This window comes from Photobacterium sp. J15 (genome assembly GCF_963870815.1).
In the GTDB taxonomy this organism is placed as follows: domain Bacteria; phylum Pseudomonadota; class Gammaproteobacteria; order Enterobacterales; family Vibrionaceae; genus Photobacterium; species Photobacterium marinum.
Map to the genome: position 1 here is coordinate 1,445,189 of NZ_CAWMUI010000001.1, position 22,202 is coordinate 1,467,390.

The 22,202-nt window shown below is 43.6% G+C and carries 17 protein-coding genes; 10 read left to right on the forward strand and 7 right to left on the reverse strand.

Features of this window, described 5'->3' with window-relative positions; translation table 11 throughout:
• The first annotated feature begins 273 nt into the window (after window positions 1–273).
• Window positions 274–2,634, forward strand: a complete 2,361-nt coding sequence (locus AACQ93_RS06795) for a hypothetical protein (RefSeq protein ID WP_157097520.1) — start codon at window positions 274–276, stop codon at window positions 2,632–2,634.
• A gap of 222 nt (window positions 2,635–2,856) precedes the next feature.
• On the opposite strand, the gene AACQ93_RS06800 is transcribed toward AACQ93_RS06795, so the two are convergent.
• The 5 genes from AACQ93_RS06800 to AACQ93_RS06820 form a co-directional block, all read right to left on the reverse strand.
• Window positions 2,857–4,509, reverse strand: a complete 1,653-nt coding sequence (locus tag AACQ93_RS06800) for a phosphoethanolamine transferase (protein WP_064603109.1) — start codon at window positions 4,507–4,509, stop codon at window positions 2,857–2,859.
• Between the two features lie 28 nt (window positions 4,510–4,537).
• Window positions 4,538–4,894 (reverse strand): diacylglycerol kinase, encoded by a 357-nt coding sequence (locus tag AACQ93_RS06805; protein WP_064603112.1) that lies wholly within the window; start codon window positions 4,892–4,894, stop codon window positions 4,538–4,540.
• A gap of 447 nt (window positions 4,895–5,341) precedes the next feature.
• Window positions 5,342–5,599, reverse strand: coding sequence for a YgjV family protein (locus tag AACQ93_RS06810; RefSeq protein WP_064603115.1), 258 nt, complete (start codon window positions 5,597–5,599; stop codon window positions 5,342–5,344).
• A 435-nt stretch (window positions 5,600–6,034) separates the two neighbouring features.
• On the reverse strand, window positions 6,035–6,184 hold the full coding sequence (locus AACQ93_RS06815) for a hypothetical protein (protein WP_198160098.1): 150 nt from the start codon (window positions 6,182–6,184) through the stop codon (window positions 6,035–6,037).
• Window positions 6,185–6,219: 35 nt separating this feature from the next.
• The gene (locus AACQ93_RS06820) at window positions 6,220–8,475 is read right to left on the reverse strand and encodes an acetyl-CoA hydrolase/transferase C-terminal domain-containing protein (protein WP_064603117.1); all 2,256 of its coding nucleotides are present in this window, start codon (window positions 8,473–8,475) and stop codon (window positions 6,220–6,222) included.
• A 381-nt stretch (window positions 8,476–8,856) separates the two neighbouring features.
• Here AACQ93_RS06820 and AACQ93_RS06825 point away from each other — a divergent pair, with 381 nt between their 5' ends.
• The 3 genes from AACQ93_RS06825 to AACQ93_RS06835 all read left to right on the forward strand — a co-directional run bounded on the left by AACQ93_RS06825 (window position 8,857) and on the right by AACQ93_RS06835 (window position 12,306).
• Entirely contained in the window at window positions 8,857–9,222 is a 366-nt protein-coding gene (locus tag AACQ93_RS06825) for a phasin-related domain-containing protein (RefSeq protein ID WP_064603120.1), read from the forward strand.
• Window positions 9,223–9,303: 81 nt separating this feature from the next.
• Window positions 9,304–10,965 (forward strand): wax ester/triacylglycerol synthase family O-acyltransferase, encoded by a 1,662-nt coding sequence (locus AACQ93_RS06830; protein WP_064603122.1) that lies wholly within the window; start codon window positions 9,304–9,306, stop codon window positions 10,963–10,965.
• A 210-nt stretch (window positions 10,966–11,175) separates the two neighbouring features.
• Window positions 11,176–12,306 carry a hypothetical protein gene (locus tag AACQ93_RS06835; RefSeq protein WP_157097521.1) on the forward strand — a complete coding sequence of 377 codons (1,131 nt, stop codon included), beginning with the start codon at window positions 11,176–11,178 and terminating at the stop codon, window positions 12,304–12,306.
• Window positions 12,307–12,411: 105 nt separating this feature from the next.
• Here AACQ93_RS06835 and AACQ93_RS06840 read toward each other — a convergent pair whose 3' ends face one another.
• A complete protein-coding gene (locus tag AACQ93_RS06840) occupies window positions 12,412–12,678 on the reverse strand; it encodes an acyl-CoA-binding protein (protein WP_007462369.1) in 267 nt (88 codons plus the stop codon).
• A gap of 50 nt (window positions 12,679–12,728) precedes the next feature.
• Window positions 12,729–14,723, reverse strand: a complete 1,995-nt coding sequence (locus AACQ93_RS06845) for an SDR family oxidoreductase (protein WP_064603127.1) — start codon at window positions 14,721–14,723, stop codon at window positions 12,729–12,731.
• Between the two features lie 274 nt (window positions 14,724–14,997).
• Here AACQ93_RS06845 and AACQ93_RS06850 point away from each other — a divergent pair, with 274 nt between their 5' ends.
• From AACQ93_RS06850 to arsJ, 6 genes are all read left to right on the forward strand, one after another.
• Window positions 14,998–16,635, forward strand: coding sequence for a GMC family oxidoreductase (locus AACQ93_RS06850; protein WP_064603130.1), 1,638 nt, complete (start codon window positions 14,998–15,000; stop codon window positions 16,633–16,635).
• A 269-nt stretch (window positions 16,636–16,904) separates the two neighbouring features.
• Window positions 16,905–17,981, forward strand: coding sequence for a PGAP1-like alpha/beta domain-containing protein (locus AACQ93_RS06855; protein ID WP_064603139.1), 1,077 nt, complete (start codon window positions 16,905–16,907; stop codon window positions 17,979–17,981).
• A 158-nt stretch (window positions 17,982–18,139) separates the two neighbouring features.
• Window positions 18,140–18,922: a metalloregulator ArsR/SmtB family transcription factor gene (locus AACQ93_RS06860; RefSeq protein WP_064606551.1), complete on the forward strand. Its 783-nt coding sequence runs from the start codon at window positions 18,140–18,142 to the stop codon at window positions 18,920–18,922.
• A gap of 51 nt (window positions 18,923–18,973) precedes the next feature.
• Window positions 18,974–19,477, forward strand: coding sequence for a phosphatase domain-containing putative toxin (locus AACQ93_RS06865; RefSeq protein ID WP_064603142.1), 504 nt, complete (start codon window positions 18,974–18,976; stop codon window positions 19,475–19,477).
• Between the two features lie 229 nt (window positions 19,478–19,706).
• Window positions 19,707–20,708: an ArsJ-associated glyceraldehyde-3-phosphate dehydrogenase gene (locus AACQ93_RS06870; RefSeq protein ID WP_064603144.1), complete on the forward strand. Its 1,002-nt coding sequence runs from the start codon at window positions 19,707–19,709 to the stop codon at window positions 20,706–20,708.
• A gap of 102 nt (window positions 20,709–20,810) precedes the next feature.
• Window positions 20,811–22,043 (forward strand): organoarsenical effux MFS transporter ArsJ, encoded by a 1,233-nt coding sequence (gene arsJ / locus AACQ93_RS06875; RefSeq protein ID WP_064603147.1) that lies wholly within the window; start codon window positions 20,811–20,813, stop codon window positions 22,041–22,043.
• Window positions 22,044–22,202 lie beyond the last annotated feature (159 nt).

Sequence of the window (22,202 nt, forward strand, 5' to 3'; positions counted from 1 at the left end):
TAATGAAAAGCTTGATTAGGAAGACTAAAGAAATTTGCGCTTTGTCGTTTTGTTTTTCCATTAATTTATAACCGGGCTTGATGATTGAAACTCTAACAGCGAAGGGCTTATGTCCGGTGCTGAGAAATGAGGAGGCTCAGGCCTTGAGGACCTGTTATGAAAAGGTGTCATTTCAGATGTAGAAAGGAAACTGCTTTTCTTAATGTTCTTGTATTTATTGTATTCTTTGGGAATTTCAGCAGTGTTAATGCAGCTCCGCGAGTCGTTGAAGATGTGTATTCGAGTATACGCATTTTCCCTGACAACTATGATGTTGAGCCTGGTAACAGAGAGCAGTGCGTTCGTTCCCGAGCTGGTTTGAACAGCCTGACCTGTTCTGCTAATGATGTAAGTTTGGCGGAAATTACCTTACCTCAGGGCGCGCCATCAACCTGTAAAGCCGGAGATACGGTTAGTCAAAAGCTGAATTTTAAAGTCACATCAACTGCAAACATTCGTTATAACTTCTCGTTTTATACAACGACTAACCCTTTAGCTAACCCTCTTGACGGAGTACCGGGGGGGAACAGTAAAGAGTGTCTTATCTGGGTTGGGGAAGTTGGTGACGCTGGAGGACTAACTAATTCTCAGTCAGCGAACGGTGATTTATGTGCAGATGTGACTAAATCACAAGATGCTGTGTATCAGGAAGAAGTGATTACTTTCTTCTGTCAGGATACAGACGGAGACAGTTTTGTCGATTTAGATTACTGCGCGACTTGGGATCAGAATGATGACAACCTGTGTAGCTCCGGCGGTGAAATTCAGTCCGGATTATTACCTACACCAGGCGCTCCGTCTAAATGTAACTGTGAAACAGTGACAATTCCGGTCAAAGTGCTACCCAGTGAACCGCTTCTGGAAAAAATCATAAATGGTGATGCAACGCGGCCAGAATCAGATATTTTTGCAGGGAATGATTCTTTCAGCTTCGATTTGAAGGTAACTAATCCCAATAGTAATACCTCATTGGTTATTACAGAACTGGTTGAAAAATTCGGTGGTGAAGAGTTTCTTATTTCCGGCTCTTTATCATCGTCTACTGTTGCGCTTAATGAGGATCAGGTAGTCCTGGTTAATGCCGTTGACAACGATGGCAGATGCCTGGCTTCAGGTTCAGAAACGATTGCTCCGGGAGCAACATATATTTGTACGGTGACGTTGAGATGGAAGAGCCTGATATTGGTGGATACTGATTCATCTATAGAGGGGGTGCGTGAAGATAAAGTTAGCCAATTTGGTGTTCACTGGAAATTCGATGACAGCCCTGAAGCATACATGGGACCATCAAATTCATTAACTGTTAGCATTTCTGATGTACCGCCAATTATTTCGATAGCTAAAGTGGCCTCACCGACATCAATTCCAGAAACAGGCCCAACAGGGTTCGATTATGTTCACTATTATGTGACTTACTCTAATGAATCAGGCTGGGATCAAATTCATGTTAAAGATACTGATTTCATTGATTTAGTTCAGGAAATGAACACCACTTCTGAGCCGAAGCCGGTTGGCTATACTGGTTGTGCGATTAACGGGCTGACTTATACACAGGGTTCTGGTTGTGATTATGGTGTCAATATGGGGACATTGTATTCAAGTATTAATGCCGGTGATGTTTATAAAAATACGGTCAAAGTGATCCCGACAGATGAAGAGGGGACATCGGGGGAGTTGAAAACAGCGGCTGCCAGTATCAGTGTTGAAAATGTTAATCCTGTTGTTACTCTGAAAAAGTATGTCAGGGCGGGGCTTGCACCGGAAGTGAATCCGCTGGATCCGGCTGGTTATCATGACATGTCAACCAGTGTCGATGAATATCAGTTAACAGATTTGTCTCGGGCTCCTGTGGTGACATTTTTATTTGTAGTTAGTAACAGTAGCTTCGAAAATTTCGAGATTATGGATTTTGTCGATTTTGCTCAGGCGGAAACGTTCGGGCTGAATCCTCCGGCTCAGGTGTTTGATAGCAATATCGCTGATACTGTACCCGTTGATGATACCTGCTCTGGTTTGATTGGTTCTTCTGTTGCTGTTAACGAGTCGGTCGCCTGCACTATGTCATTCAAAGTTGCCGGTGATGATAGCGATAGTGTCGACAATATCGCTTGGGTGTTGGTCTCGGATGGTGAGCAAGAGGCTGGTGGCAGTATCGGACAGGGATTTGATACCGATGATGCAATGGTGGAATTTAATCCGGTTGGCAATAGCATTGCGTTGGGGCTGGATATGTCAGCAACAGTGAAATTGTCTGTGACGGCTCATGCGGACAATGTAGAGGTTCTTAGTTTTGAACCACTGTCTGACGTCATTGTTATGGTTGCGACTGAGGATCCGAATGCAGCTGAAACAACGCTGGATGAGCCTTTGTTCAGTGGCTCCTTTGATCAATTCACGGTAGCGAATATCGACTGTAGCAGCACAACAATAGATCCGGGATACACCTACAGTTGTTCGTTTACTTTTACTCCGAAAGGGGAGTACACAGCAACTGCCGGATTACAAGTGCTTAATGATACGTTGAAGGTCAGAGTCCGTGATGATGATGGAACAGTACAGGAGCTATCTGCTGTTATAACAGTTGAAGCTCAGTAAAACTGATACAGGAAAAAGACCGCTCATAAGTTGAGCGGTTTTTTGTTTGTACCAGATGTGGTTGCTGTAGACAAATTACTGCTGGAGACTGGCAGACCCGCGTCATTATCTGATGCAGTTTAATGACGGTAAGCGTTATGTGGCAGTAAAGTATGATAAGACGTTTAATAACTTAATAAGGCGGCTTTCTCTGTAGAGGAATAACCGCCTGTCAGTAATTGATTAGCTACGACGACACTGACTGAAAATGTCCATATCTGCGTTGTAGATCTGGGTCTCCACATCCATGATGCCTAGCATCGAATGGAATATGTTGTCCTGGGAGTAGCTGTTCTTCTCTGCGGCCTGTGCAAGGCAGGTCGTATTCAGTCCTTTTGCTTTCTTGAAGCCTTCGGAAGCCCAAACCATCATAGGTACTTTAGTCTGGTGTTCTGGAGCCAGGCTATAGGGTGCACCATGTAGATACATACCGTTTTCACCCAGTGACTCACCGTGGTCAGAGATATAAAGCAGGGCAGTGTTATAGCGGCTCTCCAGCTTTTTCAGTTTACTGACCGCTTCACTGAGCACATAGTCAGTATACAGAATGGTGTTATCGTAAGTATTGACGATTTGTTCTGTCGTACAGTTTTCAATATCACTGCGTTGGCAGTCCGGGGTAAAGAAGCGCTTACTTTCAGGGTATCGTTGGAAGTATGTAGGCCCGTGACTACCGATCAGGTGAATAGTCAGCATTCGGTTACCCGGCATATTATCGACATCCTGTTCAAAGTTTTCCAGCAAGGCCATGTCATAGCAGGTACTGCCGTTACAGAATTGATTTTCGACGTTGCGGGCAATTTCTTTTAGCGGAATGTGTCGCGCTACACCTTTGTCGCCACCGTCATTTTCTTTCCACATTAGTGAGACGCCAGCACGCTTCATAATATCGAGGAAGTTATCCTGATTGGTTGCAATCTGCTTATCGTAGTCACTCTTTGGCAGGGCAGAGAACATACAAGGTACAGATACTGCTGTGGCTGTGCCGCAGGAACTGACGTCTTTAAATGAGATCATTCCCAAATCGCGGGTGTACTGGTTTGTCGGGCGGTTGTAACCATTCACCTCATAGTTATGAGAACGGGCAGTTTCACCCAGTACAAATACAAATAGAGTTGGCTTTTCTTCCGCATCTTTTAGTGCTTTTTCACTTTGATGAGCATCAAGGCCAATTTGTTGGTACTCAATCGGTTCTGAAAAGTAGGTGTTATTGACGTATTTCACTGCACTGTAAATGTAGTGCGTCGGAATAATCATCTTTTTCAGGTAGCTGTTATTACGGCCGACTGAGCTGTAATCCTTGTAAAGAAACAGGGCAATAAGTGCGATAGCAGCAAGAGAGGTAAGCATTGTCAGCGCTTTAGATAAAACAAATCGTACCGGGCTGGATATTGGTTTGAACTTAACCATCCCGATAAGCATTGCCGGTAATACACCCATGGCAAGTGTCCAGAATACTGAATAAGCACTCAGGTACGAACCTGCTTCGCTGGTATCAGTTTCAAAAATATTTTCAATCATTCCATAGTCAAAAATAACGCCATAATTATACATGGCGTAACTGACAATGCTTGAAACAATAACCAGCATGATAAAGAAAGGACGGGCTATATATGGCCAGCTAAAAAGATTGAACAAAAAGTTAAATGCAGCTGTAAAAAAAATAGGTAGTGAAATGATAAACCCAATCTTTACATTATCTAGTTTACTTAAAATAGAATTAAGCTCAGCCAGGATAGGGATGTTAATAATAAATGTGAAATATATTGCCAGCATAAATGTAAAGCTGATGAGAGAAATCTCTTTCGAGGCAATAAATTGTTTGATTTTATTCATAATGGTTTTTTTACAAGAATTCGGTGTTTTAAATCAGGATCACAAACCATGTCAGGCCAGCAAAAGCTAAGCTGACGAAAACTGCTGCGGAGCCAATGTCTTTTGCACGTCCACTTAGTTCGTGCCAGTCTGGGCCAATCCTGTCGACGACGGCTTCTACTGCCGAATTCATCAACTCAACAATGACAACAAGCACTAAGCTGCCAATTAAAGCGAGTTGTTCTAGTCGGGTAATTGGGAAAGTGAATGTAATGGCAGATAGTAAGATCAGTAAGACCACTTCCTGGCGGAATGCGGCTTCATGTTTCCATGCGGCATTTAACCCTTTCATTGAATAGCCTGTGGCATGAATGACACGGGTTAATCCTGTAGCTCCTGGTTTCATAATAATCTCTACACTAATTAAGGCCGTAACTGCTCGTAGCCTTCAAGCAGGGGAATCTAAATGAGGCCATGTGGATAAAAAGTGAAATCGTTTTTATGCTTTGGTAATTGATTTCTGCTTCTGTCAGTCAGGGAATTATTAAAAACGAATTCTTGCTGCTAATAAAACAGTGCATTGTAAGGGCGTGTCCCCTGAGGTTGGGCTTAATGTACGGAAATGTATAAATCGGTAAGACTAGATCTGTTAGGCAAAAAGTGGCAGGAATAACGATTCTGTTATTAGAAGACAAGAGGTTAATATTGATGAGCTTGGCAGATTAACGGGCGGAGACTTGTGTAAGAAATTGTATATTTATGTCTCTAATGGTCTTTGAATGGAATGATGATAAGTAGAAATGAAAAAGCCAGCATAGAATGCTGGCTTTTCTAATTTGTGCCTTGTGGCATATTAAGCAGATTCGCACGCCATCGTATTTTGTCTGCTGCGTTCCTGCTGCATTTTTGCAAGGAAATAAATATTTACGCAGGCAATAAAACCGTTAGTAACCACAACTGGCCAAGCATCGATCATAAAACCGTACGTTGTGAACAGTACACAACCGATGAAGTTTAAAATACGAAGCCATACGATGTCTTTCATCATCAGAGATATTGCAACCATCAGAGATGACGCATAGCCCACCATTTCAACCATGTTGAAATCCATAATGTTACCCTCTTCTCATGTTTTGCCAGTCACTCATCATGAGCGTTTTATCAATCGAGTGATTGATAGAAAGGGGAGTTTCCGTGCCCCGAATGGTCTATGTATAAATTATGTTGAAACTATAACAATCGGAAATGTGATGGTGAATGCTTAATATTCCATAAAGGGATGGATAGCGATTGCGCAATCGTTTTGGGATGTATTTGTTACTTGCTGTGATCGATGCTGTAACAATAATTGATGAGACAGGTTTCTTATGGGTTTGATGTGTGTTTTGTTGCTGTTCCTTATTGGAAGTGCTGTTAACATGATTTTGTATGATTAATGGGCGCATTTTGTGTGCAAAATGAGAATAATTCCACCCGTATATAAAAAAGAAAGAAAGCCGGAGGCTTTCTTTCTTGTCATGATGGCAAATGCACTATCTGGTGCGATTTACTTGCGTTGCGCTTGTTCCACCTTTGGTTTTAGCGGCTGATCTCCGATAGTGGTTTTTCCCGGACAAATCTTTCTTACCGGGCACTTCGGGCAACCCCAAATAGCGGCGTAGGGACACAATGCCATTTCCTTATTTTTTTTTGCCATTAGCTTTCCTCATTAGCTGCTCACATTGCAGGCTGTTATTTTTTCTTGCCTGACAACTCAGATATTAGTACACGCTGAGTTATTTTATCCTGAAGATTCTGAGGATTATCTAAGCCGATGCGTTTCAGAAGCGTCACCGTATGTTGATCTGGCTTAGGTGCTTTAAGAGCATTTAAGACAGATTTTAGTTTGCCAACAGGTGTAGCAGTTTTCACTTTCAGCGATTTCAGCACTTTCCCTAACTGAAGTTCTTCATCAGTGAAGCTACAGCCAAATGGGAACGGAGTGAAAATATCCTGTTTCAGGTATTGCTTGTGTTTTGCTCGAATTGCATCAGGTGTGTTGTTACCGAACTCAACCGGAATGGTGTAGTCCTTAGCCACTTTACCCGCTGCTTTGGCTTGCTCCAGAAGCTGCTGTTGGAAGCGAGAGTCAGAAATCTTGATTAACTCTGTGTAGACCACATGATCTGGCTTACCACGCAGGTCGGCAATACCGTATTCAGTAACCACGATATCCCTTAGCTGGCGAGGCACTGTGGTGTGACCGTAGTTAAACTTGATATTTGATTCCAGCTTGCCTTTACGGAACGAACAGCTGCGTAAAGTAATGATTGAGCGTGAATCACGCATCTGGTGCGACTGAGCGACGAAGTTGTATTGGCCGCCAACACCACTGACAACCTGACCGTTTTCCAGTGCATCAGAAATAACAGCACCATTCAGGGTAGCCATCATCGCGGAGTTGATAAAGCGGGCATGCTTACGTTGCGCCTGTTTCAACTGCTGGCTGCCGAGGAAGTGATCATAAAGATCGTTCACGTAGTTCACGCTGGTCATGCAGAACTTCTTATGATCTTCCGGAGACATATTCTTCAGCGCTTCATAGAAATCGCGAGGGCCGATGAAGAAGGCACCATGCATCACAATACCGCCTTTCAGTTTGTCACCCAGACAGTGTTTAGTGATCATGTCTAACGCTTCTTTGTCTGTCAGATCGCCAGAAATGGTTTGACCGTCAGTCACCAGCTTACCGTCGGTATGTTTCACCTCAGGCTTAAAGATACCAAAGCGTTTCAGATAGTTAACATCGTGCTCTGTTAATTGTTTCTGAATGGCATTAACTTCTAAAAGAGCAAGTAATGTTGAGACAGAGACATCAGTAGTGATCTTCTTCTTATTCAGCAGTGTCTGAATGGTTAGATCTTCAAATACTTCACGCTTAAGAATGCCGGCTTCATAGAGATGGTAAAAGCCATCAACCATCAGTTCACTACAGCCATAGAGACCTTCATCGAAAGTACCGGTTTCACCTATGGTTTTGGTGACAGGGAATTTTTCTTCGACTTTAAGATCTTGAAGCAGCTGTTTGTAAGTATCATTGTGTTGGTGGCGAAGCAGAGTACTGTAAATTAATGCGCTGCTTAGTGAACCGATACCGACCTGAAGTGTACCGCCATCTTTCAGCAATGAGCTGGCGTAGAAGCCAATCATATGATCTTCTGGAGAGATGCTGGCTTGTGGAGCTGCAAACAGGGCGTAATCTTTGTGGTCTGGCTTGAGGTTACCATCCAGTACAAAATCAAACATGTTCGCCGGAATTTCCGCATGGTTTTCCATGAACGGCATGTTGCTGTTCACCTCACCGACAACCGCAAAAGGACGTCCCTGAGCTTTCAGTCTGTCAACTTCCGGGATCATATCCAGCGCCAGGTCTGAGTTACTGCACAGACTGTAGGTTGTTACGCCATCGATTGTACGCTTAGCTACAACCTGAGTGATAACGTTGATCCCTTTGTCAAACAGGTCGCGGGCTGCATGCGTATAGTTGGTGCTGGTGTATTTCTGTTGTTGCGGGCTATTTAAGAAGCTGCCTGCTTTAAAGAAGAACTCGCCAACAGAAATATTATCTGGCACCGCACCTTTTCTGAGATCCATCATGTAATCCAGATCCGGTACACCGGCAAATTCACGTTCTACAAATGGTTCGAGGAAATTCTTCTCTAGTTTGCTTCTACCAACCGGTTTTTCAAGTGAAATACCGGTTTCAATACGAAGGTTAATACTTGGATCGGTTTTAGCCCGTTGATAAAGCGCATTAATGAAGGTAACAGACTTACCGATTGCAAGTGGGGCCCCAAGAACAACGTTATTGCCAACTGTTTTCAGTACCTGATCAACTAGCTCTTCTGCTTCAGCAAATTCCTTTGCTGGTGCTTTAGCCAGAGATGCAGATTCTTCCTTTGCAGGGGCGGTAGTAAGATTTGTATCAACTAACTCTAATACTGACATTATGCATTCCTTGTCCGATGTTTATTATTGGAGGCAGATTCTTATTATTTTTGTAATATTCTTCCCCTATAGAGTAGAGCGTTCACTCTATTTTTTAAATCTGATTAAAGTTTTATTTCAATAAATTGAAGTTAGTCACATCAAGTGCTTTTTTTATAATTATTTGTTAATTAGGTTGAGCATTCTAAAATGCGAAAGCGTTAATTTTACTGATAAATAAATCATTGAAATGAATGATGATTGTTAGTTTGGTATACCGTGTGATGGATGTTGTTCAAAAAAGAAAAGATTAGAAAGAATTATCTAATTCCAATTGTTAGGCTTTGAGTCCGTTATAGGTCTAATTCCGGCATACAAAGAGAAGTTAATAGGAAATTAGTTATGATCAATCCGGTAAAAATGATTGGAAATATTAAATCTGTGACTCACATGGGTGAATCATCAGTCAGAACTGTTATCTTGGCTGGTCTGGGTGCCTATAGTACAGGTATCGAACAGTTTGGCATGGCTCAGCATTTAGTCACTAAGCGTTTAAATGGTCTGGTTGAAAGGGGGGAAGCAGTTGAAGCTGAAACTCTTCGGCGTGTAAATGACACTAAATCTGTAATTATGGATCGCGCAGGCCACCAGTTTAATTACGCGCTGAATAAAACTTGTGGCATTGATCGTGAGCGATTGAGCAACTTTGAAACGAAAATTGATCAGTTGCAAAAAGCCATCGACGAACTGGCTAAAAAGGAAAAGTAATTATATCAACGATTGTTTTAGGTCCACTGATTATTGCCTGAGGCAGATTGGCCCAAAGCAAGTTAGATAAAGGAACATCATATGCCAAGTTTGTCTCTACTTGACTTCAGTTTTATTGTTTTTGAAACAGCAAAAACACCAATGCATGTGACCGGGCTGGTGATTTTGGATCCGCCCGAAGGACAGGAACATACGTTTGCTCAGGATATCTATGATCATTTTTTGCAGCAAACAGATACAGTAGCCCCCTTTAACTGGAAGTTAAGCTGGTCATTAACCGGTAAGCCTCGCTGGAATAGCGTATCTAAAGTCAACCTCGAAGATCACTTACGGATCACCATGTTGCCTTCTCCGGGATCAGAAAAACAGCTTCAGCAGGTTGTTGGCCGACTACACAGCCAGGTACTGGATCGTAGCCGTCCGATGTGGGAACTGTGGGTAATCGGTGGGCTTGAAAATAATCGCGTTGCCTTGGTAATGAAAATCCACCACTCAATGGCAGATGGCGTACGTGCCGCAACGCTCTTTACCCGCTCTTGCTCCTCAAGTATCGAAGATTCATTCGGCAAACCATTCTGGCAATGTGATTTGCGTAAGAGTGCTTCTCAGCGCCGCGCTGAAACTCACCTTACAGATATGGTGACAAAAACCGTGATGGCAGCATCGAAGCAAATTTCGTTGATTCCATCGATGGTCAGGCTAGGTAGTAAGTTGGCACTGAAGGCAGTTAAATTAGCGGACTGCGATCTTAAGGTTCCTTTCACTGCACCAAAGACACCGTTTAACTTAAGCCCTAAGCGGAGCCGTGCTGTCAGCACGGGGCAATTCTCGATTTCTGAGCTGAAACATATCAGCCATATCACCGGCGCATCAATGAATGATGTCCTGTTTACAGTCAGTGATATTGCGCTGAATCGCTATCTGAATGACAGAGCTATTCCGTTACGCAAGCCGCTTGTGGCAATGATGCCAATCAATCTTCGCAAGAAAGACGATGTGGCAAGCAAGGGCAATAAAATGTCGGTAGGGCATGTGGAGTTAGGCCGACCGCATTTAACACCGCTTGAACGACTGGAAGTTATCGAGCATGCCACTAGTGATTTGAAGCGTGAAGCGATCAATATTTCACCTGATGCTTATGTGAATTATTCCATGATTGTGAATGGTGTCTCTTTGATCAGCGGAAAGTTTGGCCTGAATAATTTCATTCCGCCAGCTAGTAATTTGCTGATTTCTAATGTTCCCGGGGCGAAAGAGCAGCTCTATTTCATGGGCGCAAAAGTTCAGGAGCAGTATCCGGTATCCCTGTTAATGCCAGGGCAGACGCTGAACATCACTTTCTTCAGTAACGCTGATACCATGTACTATTCATTGGTTGCTTGTTGTCAGTCATTACCAGGCTTTGAAGTTATTGCTGATTATATGAAAGAAGCGCTGGATGAACTTAAGTGTGAAGTGATGGCTACAGCGGCATCAGCAGTGGCTGATCAGCTTGAGTATCGTGATGATAGTTCTCTGGCGGTAGAGACTGCCGTTGAAGCGGCTAATGGTTCTCTGACGCCGGAAGATGAAGAGTTTGAAACTCTATTTGCTGAAAAGCAAAAGAAAGTGGAAGAACTGGAAAAGCAGTTGGCTAAACTGACGGAAATGCTTTCAGAGACAGTAGAGTTAAATCCCCAACTCTCTGCTCAGAACCAGGATGAGTTAGAAGGTCAAGAGAAAGCAGCAGTCAATCTTCATTAAAAACAATAAATACAATAAGACAGAAGCCACACAACGCAGGTTGTGTGGCTTTTTTTGTTATATACGTAACTGTCATTTATTAACCCCATTTTTATCTTTCTCCTTGGTTGAAAAAATAACCTCGATAGAAATTTACTAGTTATTCAAACTCTAATATTTGAACTTAACCAATATAAATGTTGCATTTTTGATTCAAGTCATAATTTGAACTTGTCTAAACCTCTAGCATCCATTTTTCTTATTGATATTCTATTAATTAGGGAAATTATGCGCTCGAATACAGCCGTTTTATGTTTGTGCTTATTATCTTCTGTTCAACTGTATGGCTGTGGTGGTGGCGGGAGTGGTGGAAATAATAGCGGGACATCCGCTCCTGGTAATCTTTATCCGAATATTTCGGTACGAACTGATAACACTGCAATGAATCCGGCCAGCCACTGTTACAACACCAATTCTAAGTTTCGTACTGATCATTTCATCATTGGCTCGAAAGGCTCTGTCAGTGATGCAAAGATGCAAGAAATAGCACGTGTTGCCCAGAATACTTTTGAAAATGATTTAGCCCAATTTAGTTGGGATGCATGGTCTGATCTTGGTGTCAGCTATTCTAAGCCTTTGGAAGTCTGTGTTATTGCAAGTGAAGGAGCTAATGGTGCAGGCAACGAACTTGGCTTTGTTATCGGCCCTGACCGTTCAGGTTCGAATTTGGATAAACTGGTTAAGCATGAACTAAAACATACTTATCAGGCGCGATTTATTGGTCCAACAGGGTTAAATGATGCTCATGTTTGGTTTGCTGAAGCTGTTGCTACCTTTCTCTCAACCAACGAAACAGTTAATACTGCTTCTCTGAATACATTTATATCACAAACAGGTATGACACCTACTCAGGTAACGCACGATGGGTTGCAGGAAGGTGTAATGATGCGGTTATCAGATAAGAGCACTGAATACGGAGCTTATAATATGGCGCTTCGTTACCTGCAAACTCAGGGCGCTTCTGTACAGGACTTTTGGGAAGTCTTTAAAACGATGAAGCTGATTGAAAAAAGCTGTAAAACCGATCATCAAAAAGCAATTGATAACCATGAAATGGTTAACCCTATTGATGAAAAGTCAACGTCTTGTACCGGTTATGCAAATGTGTATAGCACAGGTGCAACTCAATGGAATGGAGTCATTATTTCAGGAAGTATTGAGGATCACATTGCAGGTAAATCAGAGCCGGGGAAATCAAAGTTCCATGCAGCATTTGATTATGTAATGAACGCGCATAGTGTAACTTATGACGGCATTGACGATGTGGCTGCATTTCGCAGTACGGTGATGAATGGTATGTAAAGGCTGAATCTGTTTTAGCGCAGGTATTAATTTGGTGTGATACTTAAAATTACCAGTTACTAAAAAAGGCCGCAAATGCGGCCTTTCTAGTCAGAAGTTGACTGATTAAGCGTAAGCTTTAGTCAGTTCTTCAACTTTAGCTACATACTTCTGCATTGCAGTTTCTGCATCCATGCCTTTCAGGCCTTCCCATGCTTCGTACTTAGCAGCGCCTTTGAAATCAAACATGCCAGGACGTTTACCGTGAACATCACCTTCAGTCGCTTGCTTGTAGAGAGAGTAAAGAGCCAGCAATTCGTCATTAGAAGGGCGTTGAGTCAGTTTTTTAACGTCTACTTGAGCTTGTTCAAAAGTTGCTTTTAGATCAGCCATGATTTTTTCCTTAAATTAATTTTCCTAAAACACTTAAGTGTTCGTTTTTCTTATAAATGAACGCCTTTCAGCAGTGCAGAGAGAGCAATAAGTTCTGCCGAAGAGGCTTTTTCTTTGCTTCTTGCTTCTTTCCCTTGTTCGCTTTCCTTCGAATCCGGGAACATTCGGAATGAGCTATTCATGATAATTTCAGCCAGTTTAGGGAATAGGGCATGAACTAACTGGCCAAAGATACCCAAGTTAGTTGCAATGCGCTTAGGCTTATCAATGATAGCGGTTGCCACCATATCCGCTGCTTCGTCCGGTGTTAATGTTGGCACTGACTGGTAAATCTTAGTCGGTGCGATCATTGGCGTTTTCACCAGCGGCATATTGATGGTAGTAAAGTTAACGTTCACATCTGAGTATTCAGATGCTGCACAACGGGTAAATGCATCCAGTGCTGCTTTTGAAGCAACATAGGCTGAGAAACGTGGCGCGTTGGTCAAAACACCGATAGATGAGATGTTAATGACATGGCCACCACCGTTTTCTTCCATAGATGGAAGCAGATTCAGAGTCAGCTTCAGTGCGCCGAAATAGTTCAGCTGCATGGTGCGCTGGAAGTCGTGGAAACGGTCAATCGAGTTAGCGATAGAGCGGCGGATAGAGCGACCAGCGTTGTTGATCAGAATGTCGACTTTACCGTGGTTTTCCAGCACTTCTGCTGACAATTTCTCGATATCTTCGATGTTAGAAAGGTCACACTGGTAAGTGTGAGCGATACCGCCGCGCTTTTCAACTTCCAGCTTGGTGTTCGCCAGTTTTTCTTCGTCACGGGCAACCAGAATCAACTCAGCGTTGTTCTCTGCCAGCTTGTAGGCTGTTGCCTGGCCGATACCGGAGCTTGCACCTGTGATCAGAATCATCTTGTCTTTAATACGAGCATTCAGGCTGCGATCACCTGAGATCTGAGGGTCTAGTGTACGTTCCCAGTAGTCCCAGATAGCTGGCGCATAAGAAGTCAGACGAGGACATTCGATGCCAGAACCTTTCAGCGCTTTCTGAGTTTCACGGCAGTCAAACTCTGTCGGATAAGAGAAAAACTGCAATGCAGAAGACGGAATGCCAAGATCTTTCAAGGTAACGTCTGCAATTTGCTTGACGGTAGGAAGTGAAAGAATGGCATTGCGAACCTGGTTCGGAATAAAGCTAAATAACTTGGTATCGAAGCGGACTGCCATGCGAGGAGCGTGGCCAGCTTCGGCAAAAATATTCAGTACTTCACCAGAACGGTATGGCTTAGGATCTGTCAGGTGGAAACAGTTGCTGTCCAAACCATCTTTGTGAGCGATGTGATCCAGTGCGTCAGTCACATAGTCAACCGGTACTATGTTCAGGAAGCCGCCTTCAAGGCCGATAGTTGGTACCCATGCAGGCAATACTTCACGAATGCGCTGAATAAGTTTGAAGAAGTAGTAAGGGCCGTCAACACGGTCTGCGATACCTGTTTTAGAGTCACCAACAACCATACCTGGGCGGTAGATGCGGAATGGGACGGTACATTTTTCCCGAACGACTTTTTCTGACAGGTGCTTGGTTGAGAAGTACGGGTGCTCCAGATGCTCTGCTTCTTCAAACATATCTTCACGGAAGTGGCCTTCGTACAGACCGGCCGAAGCAATTGAGCTGATGTGGTGCAGACAGCCTGCCTCCAGAGCTGCAGCAGCATCAACGGCATTTTGTGTACCGGCGATGTTTACTGCTTCTTGAATCTCAGCTGTAGCTTTCAAATCGTAGATAGCTGCAAGATGGAAGAAGTGAGAAATCTTACCCCTCAGGGTCGCAATATCTGATTCAGATAACCCCAGACGTTCTTCCGTCAGGTTACCCTGAATTACGTTTAAACGGCCTTTCGGAACATTGTGTTCTTCCTGATAGGCTGCCAGGGCATCACGTGCGATCTGATCGTGACAAAGCACATAGATTTCGCCCTCACGTTTTAACAAACGGGTGATAAGGTTCCGGCCCAAAAAGCCCGTACCACCAGTCAAAAAGTACGCCATTCTCTCTCCTTAATGTATCTACAACAATTTTCATATTCCTTACGGCAATATACGTTACACTGGTCAGAGTTGTTGTCTTTATTTAAAAGTGAAAATTATTAGCCAGATCACCTTTTTATTTAATTTAAATCGCTATTCCTCATTATTTTCAGGGAAATAAATTTAATTTAGATAAAAATAATCTATTATTTGAAAGGGTGTATATAAATAAATTAAATGACTGGGTTGTAAATAAGTTGGCTGGCAAAAAACACAATTAACATGAGAGGATGTTATGTACGATTTCATAATTGTGGGGGCAGGCTCAGCGGGATGTGTACTTGCAAACAGGTTGTCTTCAAATCCGGAAATTAAAGTGTGTTTGGTTGAAGCCGGACCAAAAGATTCAAGTGTAATGATTCATGTGCCACTTGGTATTATTGGCATGATGCATTCAAAAAAAATGAATTGGCGTTATTACACTGAAAAAGAACCCCATTTAAATAACCGAAAACTATTCTGGCCCCGGGGTAAAACACTGGGGGGAAGTAGTGCATCTAATGCAATGTGCTATATTCGCGGACATGCTTGTGATTATGACGAATGGGCTGCGCTGGGGAATGAAGGCTGGAGCTATCAGGATGTCTTGCCTTACTTTAAGAAATCTCAGTGTCAGGAAAGAGGAGGTGATGATTACCACGGCGGTGATGGCCCTCTCCATGTCTCTGATTTAAGGATAAGAAATCCGCTATCGGAAGCTTTCATCAAAGCGGGCAAACAAGCAGGCCATAAACACGTTCAGGACTTCAATGGTGAGGAGCAAGAGGGTATAGGCTACTACCAGGTTACCCAGAAGAATGGACAGCGCTGTAGTGCGGCTGTGGCCTTTATCAGGCCTGCTGAGAAGCGTGATAACCTGACTGTGATTACCGATGCTCTGACTACTAAGGTTCTGTTTGATGGCACCAGAGCTAAGGGGATTGAATATCGTAAAGGCGGAAAGACGCACACATTAGAATGTAGCAGTGAAGTGCTTCTCAGTGGTGGCGCAATCAATAGTCCTCAGCTTTTGATGCTCTCGGGGATTGGTGGAAAAGAACAGCTCAATCAACATGATATTCCTGTTTTATGTGACCTGCCAGGGGTTGGAGAAAACTTGCAGGACCACCTTGATGTGTTGGCGGTAACACGAGAAAGAACCTTCTATTCGGTTGGGTTTTCACCGGTCGCACTGCTCAGATCTCTGAAAGGGATTGTCGACTATATCCTTTTCCGCAAAGGCAACTTTACCAGTAATATTGCAGAGGCTGGTGGTTTTGCAAAAACCTCACCGGACCAGGCTGCACCGGACGTACAGTTCCATTTTTCTCCATGTTTTCTTGATAATCACGGGCTTAACCTGTGGAAGACAATTCGTCACGGCTATTCACTTCATGCCTGTAATCTTCGCCCTAAGAGTCGAGGACAGCTGACTTTACGTGACCGTGATCCCGTGAGTCCGCCGATAATCAAAGCTAATTACCTTGAAAGTGAAGAAGATATCAACGTCATGGTGAAAGCGGTGAAGTTGTCGCGTGAGATTCTGAAACAACAAGCTTTTGACCGCTTCCGAGGGAAGGAAGTTTATCCGGGTGAGGATATTCAGACTGATGAACAGCTGGAAGCCTTTATTCGCCGTAAGGCTGAATCCATTTATCATCCGGTGGGTACCTGTAAAATGGGTATAGATGAAAAGGCTGTTGTGGATCCACGCCTCAAAGTTAGAGGTGTTACTGGTTTACGTGTTGTAGACGCATCAATAATGCCGACACTGGTTGGCGGTAATACCAATGCACCGACAATCATGATTGCTGAAAAAGCTTCAGATATGATCTTGGAAGATTATTTAAAAAAGTCGGTAAAGAGTGAAGAAGTAACTGCAAGTATTTCGTAATATATGTGATGAATGATTCAGGCTGATTTATCGGCCTGAATTGTTTTTAATAATATATTAAAAGTTAGAGTGCATTTTCTAAAATTGAGTGCCATAATTACGAAGCTTTCCTTATTGTTTTAATTAACTCATTACCAGCCTCTTATTACTCACTCTGTTTTATCGCACATAAAATAATAAATCCCTCCATCTCATACCTTTATTCACTTGATTTAATTTTCATGCTAATCAATGATGGAAATTGAAAATGGCTTAAATAAGGTTGATGTATGATTTCCAGGAATAACCTAAGTCAGAAGTTCCAGTCCCTTATGGGGGAGTTGTCTTCAAAGGTGGCAGAAAATCGGGTTGTAGCGAAGGAAAAGCTCTGTGATTTTATTGAACATGGTTTGCCGCCTGGTCAGAGTGAGGCAGTGGTCGCGACACTGAATGGCCTGATAGGGGACTATCTGGTACAGCGTAATAGTCGTTTTGTGCAAGAGATGGTTTTCCGTGATCAAATGCAGACGTTGAACCTGGAGCCTGAAATATTAAGCCAGCAGTTAACCCGGTGTACAGAAAGGATTGTTCTTTGTGTTCATGGCTGGTGCATGAACGATGTCCAGTGGAAATGGAAAGAACACGATCACGGGCGCAGTCTTGGTAAATACGGCTATACCCCGATTTATCTTCGTTATAACACCGGACAGCACATTTCGCACAATGGTGAATCATTTGCGCAGATGCTGGAGCAACTGATATCTGCGTGGCCGTGTGAGGTAAGGGAGCTGGTGATTATCGGTCACAGTATGGGGGGGCTGGTAACTCGCAGTGCTTGTTATTTCGGGCAGCAGCACCAACATGAATGGTTATCAGTGCTGAGAACCTTCGTAACTCTTGGTACTCCGCATAACGGCGCTCCATTGGCGCAGCTTGCTTGCTGGATTGATAACAGAGTCGGGGAAGCGCCATATCTGAAAATGCTGAACAAGCTATCTGAAATTCGCAGTAGCGGCACTAAAGACCTCAGTCAGGGATATATTCGCCATAATGACTGGAATACGCTGTCAGAAAGCGAAGAACAGCTGTTGGAAAGAGCTATGTTGCCTGATGGGGTGATGTGTTATGCCATTGCCAGTTGTCTTGGCCATAATCTCAATGACGATAAGAACCTTAGGTTAGGGGACGGTTTAGTGCCGGTATCCAGTGCATTGGGAGAATCGACCAAGGAGCAACAAGCTTTGAATTATCCCGAAGAAAACAAGTGGGTTGGGGTTGGTATTAACCACCTTGATTTGCTCACTCATCCTCAGGTAACAGGTATTTTGGAGCAATGGGTGCTCAGTAACACCGTTGATAATGCCTGATTATAATTCATAGTCAGATCTTTTAACGCCCCGTTTTTCGGGGCGTTTTCATGTCTACGATAAAGTAATCGACGGTTAGTGAACAATCTTTGCTTGATGTACATCTGATTTTTGATATATATGAACAAACGAATGTACTAACTGTTGAGGTTGATTCCGTGGACAGCGTAAAAAAACGAATCCTTTTTCTTTGCACGGGAAACTCTGCCCGCTCGCAGTTAGCTGAAGCTCTGATGCGACATATGGCCGGAGAAAGCTTCGACGTTCAAAGTGCGGGCATGAAGCCGGAAGAGGTTGATCCTCGCGTTTATCAGGTGTTGGAAGAACATGGGATAAATTCAGATAACCTGCACAGCCAGTCGGCGCTTGATCTCGAAAATCAGCATTTCGATGTGGTGATCACGCTGTGTGATAAAGCCAGCAATGAATGTGCGTTGTTTTCAGACTCCGATGCCCTTATTCACTGGGATTTTAAAGACCCTAAGCCTCACGAAGGTGCTCAGGGTTTCAGAGATACTTTTGATGGACTTAAATCACGAATAGCCCTGTTCCTTATGTTAAACGGTGAAGAACCGTCTGATGTTCTGGGCCCGGTAGAGCTGTTCAAGATTATGAGCGATCCGCTCAGGTTGAGGATTCTAATGCTGATTGAGGATGAAAAAGCCCTCACGGTCGGTGATTTAACTAAAGTCCTGGAAGTTAGTCAGCCCAAGGTTTCACGTCATTTGGCTTTGCTGCGTGATGGTGGAGTGTTGCAGGATCAGCGTGAAGGTTTGTGGGTCTTTTACCGTTTGTCCGATGCCTTGCCTGTCTGGGTTCGCCATACCTTGGCTACGGTCAGAAACGGTAACCCGGGAATGATTAATGAAGAAAAGCTGAAAATCAGCCAGTTGACTGACAGGAAGAAACCCGGTTTTAGCCAACATCAAGTGTTGGTGTAATAGCCTTGATCTCCAAACGTAATTTTTAATCTGATACACAGGAAAATGACTATGACGCAACCGCATCCATTCTGGACCCTGCCACTTGATGGTGGCGCTAAATTGCTGCTGACGCCATGTCCGGGAACAAAAGACGCTGATTTACATGCATCACTGCAGCAACTAAAAGATGCCGGAGCTGCTGCTGTGCTCACTGCTCTTGAGCCAGGTGATTTGCCTGATGACGGTTTGCAGAAATTGGCAGATAAGTGTGATGAATTAGGTCTTAAGTGGTTCCACCTGCCAATTGAAGATGATTGTGCTCCGGGTGAGGTGTTTGATACTAACTGGCCTGAAGCAAATAAAGCTGCTCAGGCGATGTTGGACAATGGTGACGCATTAGTTGTGCATTGTATGGGGGGCTCGGGTCGTACTGGTTTGATTGCTGCACGTTTGATGTTGGACCGTGGCGTTCCGCTGGATTCTGCGATTGAACAAATCAGAGAATTACGACCAGGCGCATTCAGTCGCGAAGTACATGTGAATTATATTCGCCAGTTTGATAACGCTATTTAGATTCAATGGCTTAATCAAAATTTCTTTTGTCGATTCATTGAAACCTTCACGCTTTGGTGTGAGGGTTTTTTTGTACCTGAAAACTGAGAAATGAATAGTTGAACAAAAAATATCAGAAAGATGTGGCAACAGTTTTTTGAACTCGATAGTATATATGGTAAATCATATATACGGTTTTGCGTATATATTGGCTATAGTGTTTGTAGTAAGGTTGAAGAAGGAAGTAACGATGGCTGTTAAAGTTGGAATCAATGGTTTTGGTCGTATTGGTCGTCTTGCATTACGAGCTGCGTATGACTGGCCAGAAATTGAATTTGTTCAGATAAATGATGTTGCCGGTGATGCCCGAACTCTTGCTCATTTGTTGGAATTTGATTCAGTGCAGGGACGCTGGCATCACGAAGTTAAATCGACTGAAAAGACGATTAGCATTGGTGACCGTGAAATTCTATGTACTCAGGAACGAGATATTGATGCTGTTGACTGGTCCGGTTGTGACGTTGTTCTTGAAGCGACAGGCGTTCACCGTAAAACAGCACTGTTGCAAAAATATCTTGATCAGGGGGTAAAGCGTGTTGTCGTTTCGGCTCCTGTCAAAGAAGAAGGTGTGTTGAACGTTGTTGTTGGTGTGAACGACAATCTCTTTGATGCCGAGAAACACCGCATTGTGACAGCGGCTTCTTGTACCACTAACTGTATTGCTCCAGTCGTCAAAGTGATTCACGAAAAGCTGGGTATTGAGCAGTCTTCATTCACTACTATTCATGATCTCACCAACACTCAGACGATTCTGGATGCGCCACACAAAGATCTGCGCCGTGCCCGTGCCTGTGGTATGAGCCTGATTCCTACCACAACAGGTTCTGCAACAGCTATTGTTGAAATCTTCCCTGAACTCAAAGGTAAGATTAATGGCCACGCTGTTAGAGTGCCTCTGGCGAATGCTTCGCTGACCGACATTATTTTCGATGTCAGCCGTGATACGACTGCTGAAGAAGTTAACGCTTTGCTAAAAGAAGCTGCTGAAGGTGAGTTGGCTGGTGTCCTGGGGTACGAAGAGCGACCATTGGTATCTATTGATTACAAAGGCGACCAGCGTTCAACTGTGGTCGATGCGATGTCGACTATGGTGGTGAATGACCGTATGGTTAAAGTTTATGCTTGGTATGACAATGAGATGGGTTACGCGACCCGTACGGCAGAACTTATCCGAAAAGTTGGGTCAGCATAACCCAGACCACTTAGAGTTGCGTTTCGTCTGGCTTACTGACGTTGTTGTTTGTCAGGCGAAACTAACAGATTCAAGAAATACGACGATTAAAGAGAGTTTTACATGATTGCCGCTTTTTCTGCACTGTCGAAAGATGTTCGCCAATATATGTTGGTGACCTTTAACTACTGGAACTTCACAGTAACAGATGGTGCACTGCGCATGCTGGTGGTATTGCATTTCCACCAGTTGGGTTATTCTCCGCTGCAGATCGCATCACTGTTTTTGTTCTATGAATTTTTCGGTGTCGTTACCAATTTGGTTGGTGGGTGGCTGGGCGCAAAACTTGGTTTGAACAGAACAATGAATCTCGGTCTGGGAATGCAGATACTTGCGCTGCTAATGTTGGCGGTGCCTTCTGCATATCTGACAGTACCCTGGGTTATGTTGGCACAGGCATTATCCGGTATTGCGAAAGACCTGAATAAGATGAGTGCCAAGAGTGCCATTAAAACCCTCGTTCCCGGAGACCAGCAAGGCGCACTTTATAAATGGATCGCCATTTTGACCGGCTCTAAAAATGCTTTGAAAGGGGCAGGGTTCTTTGTCGGTGGCTTTCTGCTGGCAACAATTGGTTTTAAAGGAGCGGTGATTGCTATGGCAACAGTGCTGACTGTTGTTCTGGTAATGAGTTTAGTCTGGCTTGAAAAGGGCATGGGAAAAGCGAAAAAGAAAGTGAAGTTTACCCATCTTTTTTCGAAGAGTGGCAGTATCAATATATTATCGGCGGCCCGAATGTTTTTGTTCGGGGCCCGTGATGTCTGGTTTGTTGTTGCCTTACCAATCTATCTGGGCCAAGTCTTTGGTTGGGATCATACCTGGGTTGGTGGCTTCTTAGCTCTTTGGGTCATCGCATATGGTTTTGTTCAGGGGATTGCACCAAGAATAACCGGTAAGGCGAAGGGCGTGGTTCCCGATGGCAGAGCTGCACTGGCATGGGCTGGGTTGCTTTCGGCAATTACGGCACTTGTCGCTTTGGGTGTGCAAAGTGAAATACAGCCAGAAATTACTATTGTTGTTGGTTTAATGATTTTTGGTGCCGTTTTTGCGGTGAATTCGTCACTGCACTCTTATCTGATCGTTAGTTATGCAAAAGATGATGGCGTATCACTGGATGTTGGTTTTTATTACATGGCGAATGCTATGGGACGTCTGATTGGTACAATTCTTTCGGGATGGATTTATCAAATCGCCGGATTGACCGCTTGCCTTTGGGTTTCTTTTGCTTTCCTTCTGATCACCACAATTATTTCTATTCGTCTTCCTGTCCACTCTAAAGCTCAGGCTGTAAGCTGAGTGATTCATTGATAAGCAGTAATAGCACCCTGTTATTACTGCTTTACTTCATATCGGCCTGTAAATTATTCTATATACGCATAATTTATCACCGCGGGTGACTTTTTAGTGATTTCTGTCAACCTTTTCAGAACACGCTTTAGTCAATAAGGCTTGTTA

Excerpts from the sequence above, each read along its gene's own strand:
- AACQ93_RS06840 (WP_007462369.1), bottom strand. The coding sequence starts at position 12,678 with ATGGCTGATCTAAAAGCAACTTTTGAACAAGCTCAAGTAGACGTTAAA.
- arsJ (WP_064603147.1), top strand. The coding sequence starts at position 20,811 with ATGATTGCCGCTTTTTCTGCACTGTCGAAAGATGTTCGCCAATATATG.
- AACQ93_RS06855 (WP_064603139.1), top strand. The coding sequence starts at position 16,905 with ATGATTTCCAGGAATAACCTAAGTCAGAAGTTCCAGTCCCTTATGGGG.
- AACQ93_RS06810 (WP_064603115.1), bottom strand. The coding sequence starts at position 5,599 with ATGGATTTCAACATGGTTGAAATGGTGGGCTATGCGTCATCTCTGATG.
- AACQ93_RS06815 (WP_198160098.1), bottom strand. The coding sequence starts at position 6,184 with ATGGCAAAAAAAAATAAGGAAATGGCATTGTGTCCCTACGCCGCTATT.
- AACQ93_RS06870 (WP_064603144.1), top strand. The coding sequence starts at position 19,707 with ATGGCTGTTAAAGTTGGAATCAATGGTTTTGGTCGTATTGGTCGTCTT.
- AACQ93_RS06800 (WP_064603109.1), bottom strand. The coding sequence starts at position 4,509 with ATGAATAAAATCAAACAATTTATTGCCTCGAAAGAGATTTCTCTCATC.
- AACQ93_RS06820 (WP_064603117.1), bottom strand. The coding sequence starts at position 8,475 with ATGTCAGTATTAGAGTTAGTTGATACAAATCTTACTACCGCCCCTGCA.
- AACQ93_RS06825 (WP_064603120.1), top strand. The coding sequence starts at position 8,857 with ATGATCAATCCGGTAAAAATGATTGGAAATATTAAATCTGTGACTCAC.
- AACQ93_RS06850 (WP_064603130.1), top strand. The coding sequence starts at position 14,998 with ATGTACGATTTCATAATTGTGGGGGCAGGCTCAGCGGGATGTGTACTT.
- AACQ93_RS06845 (WP_064603127.1), bottom strand. The coding sequence starts at position 14,723 with ATGGCGTACTTTTTGACTGGTGGTACGGGCTTTTTGGGCCGGAACCTT.
- AACQ93_RS06830 (WP_064603122.1), top strand. The coding sequence starts at position 9,304 with ATGCCAAGTTTGTCTCTACTTGACTTCAGTTTTATTGTTTTTGAAACA.
- AACQ93_RS06865 (WP_064603142.1), top strand. The coding sequence starts at position 18,974 with ATGACGCAACCGCATCCATTCTGGACCCTGCCACTTGATGGTGGCGCT.
- AACQ93_RS06805 (WP_064603112.1), bottom strand. The coding sequence starts at position 4,894 with ATGAAACCAGGAGCTACAGGATTAACCCGTGTCATTCATGCCACAGGC.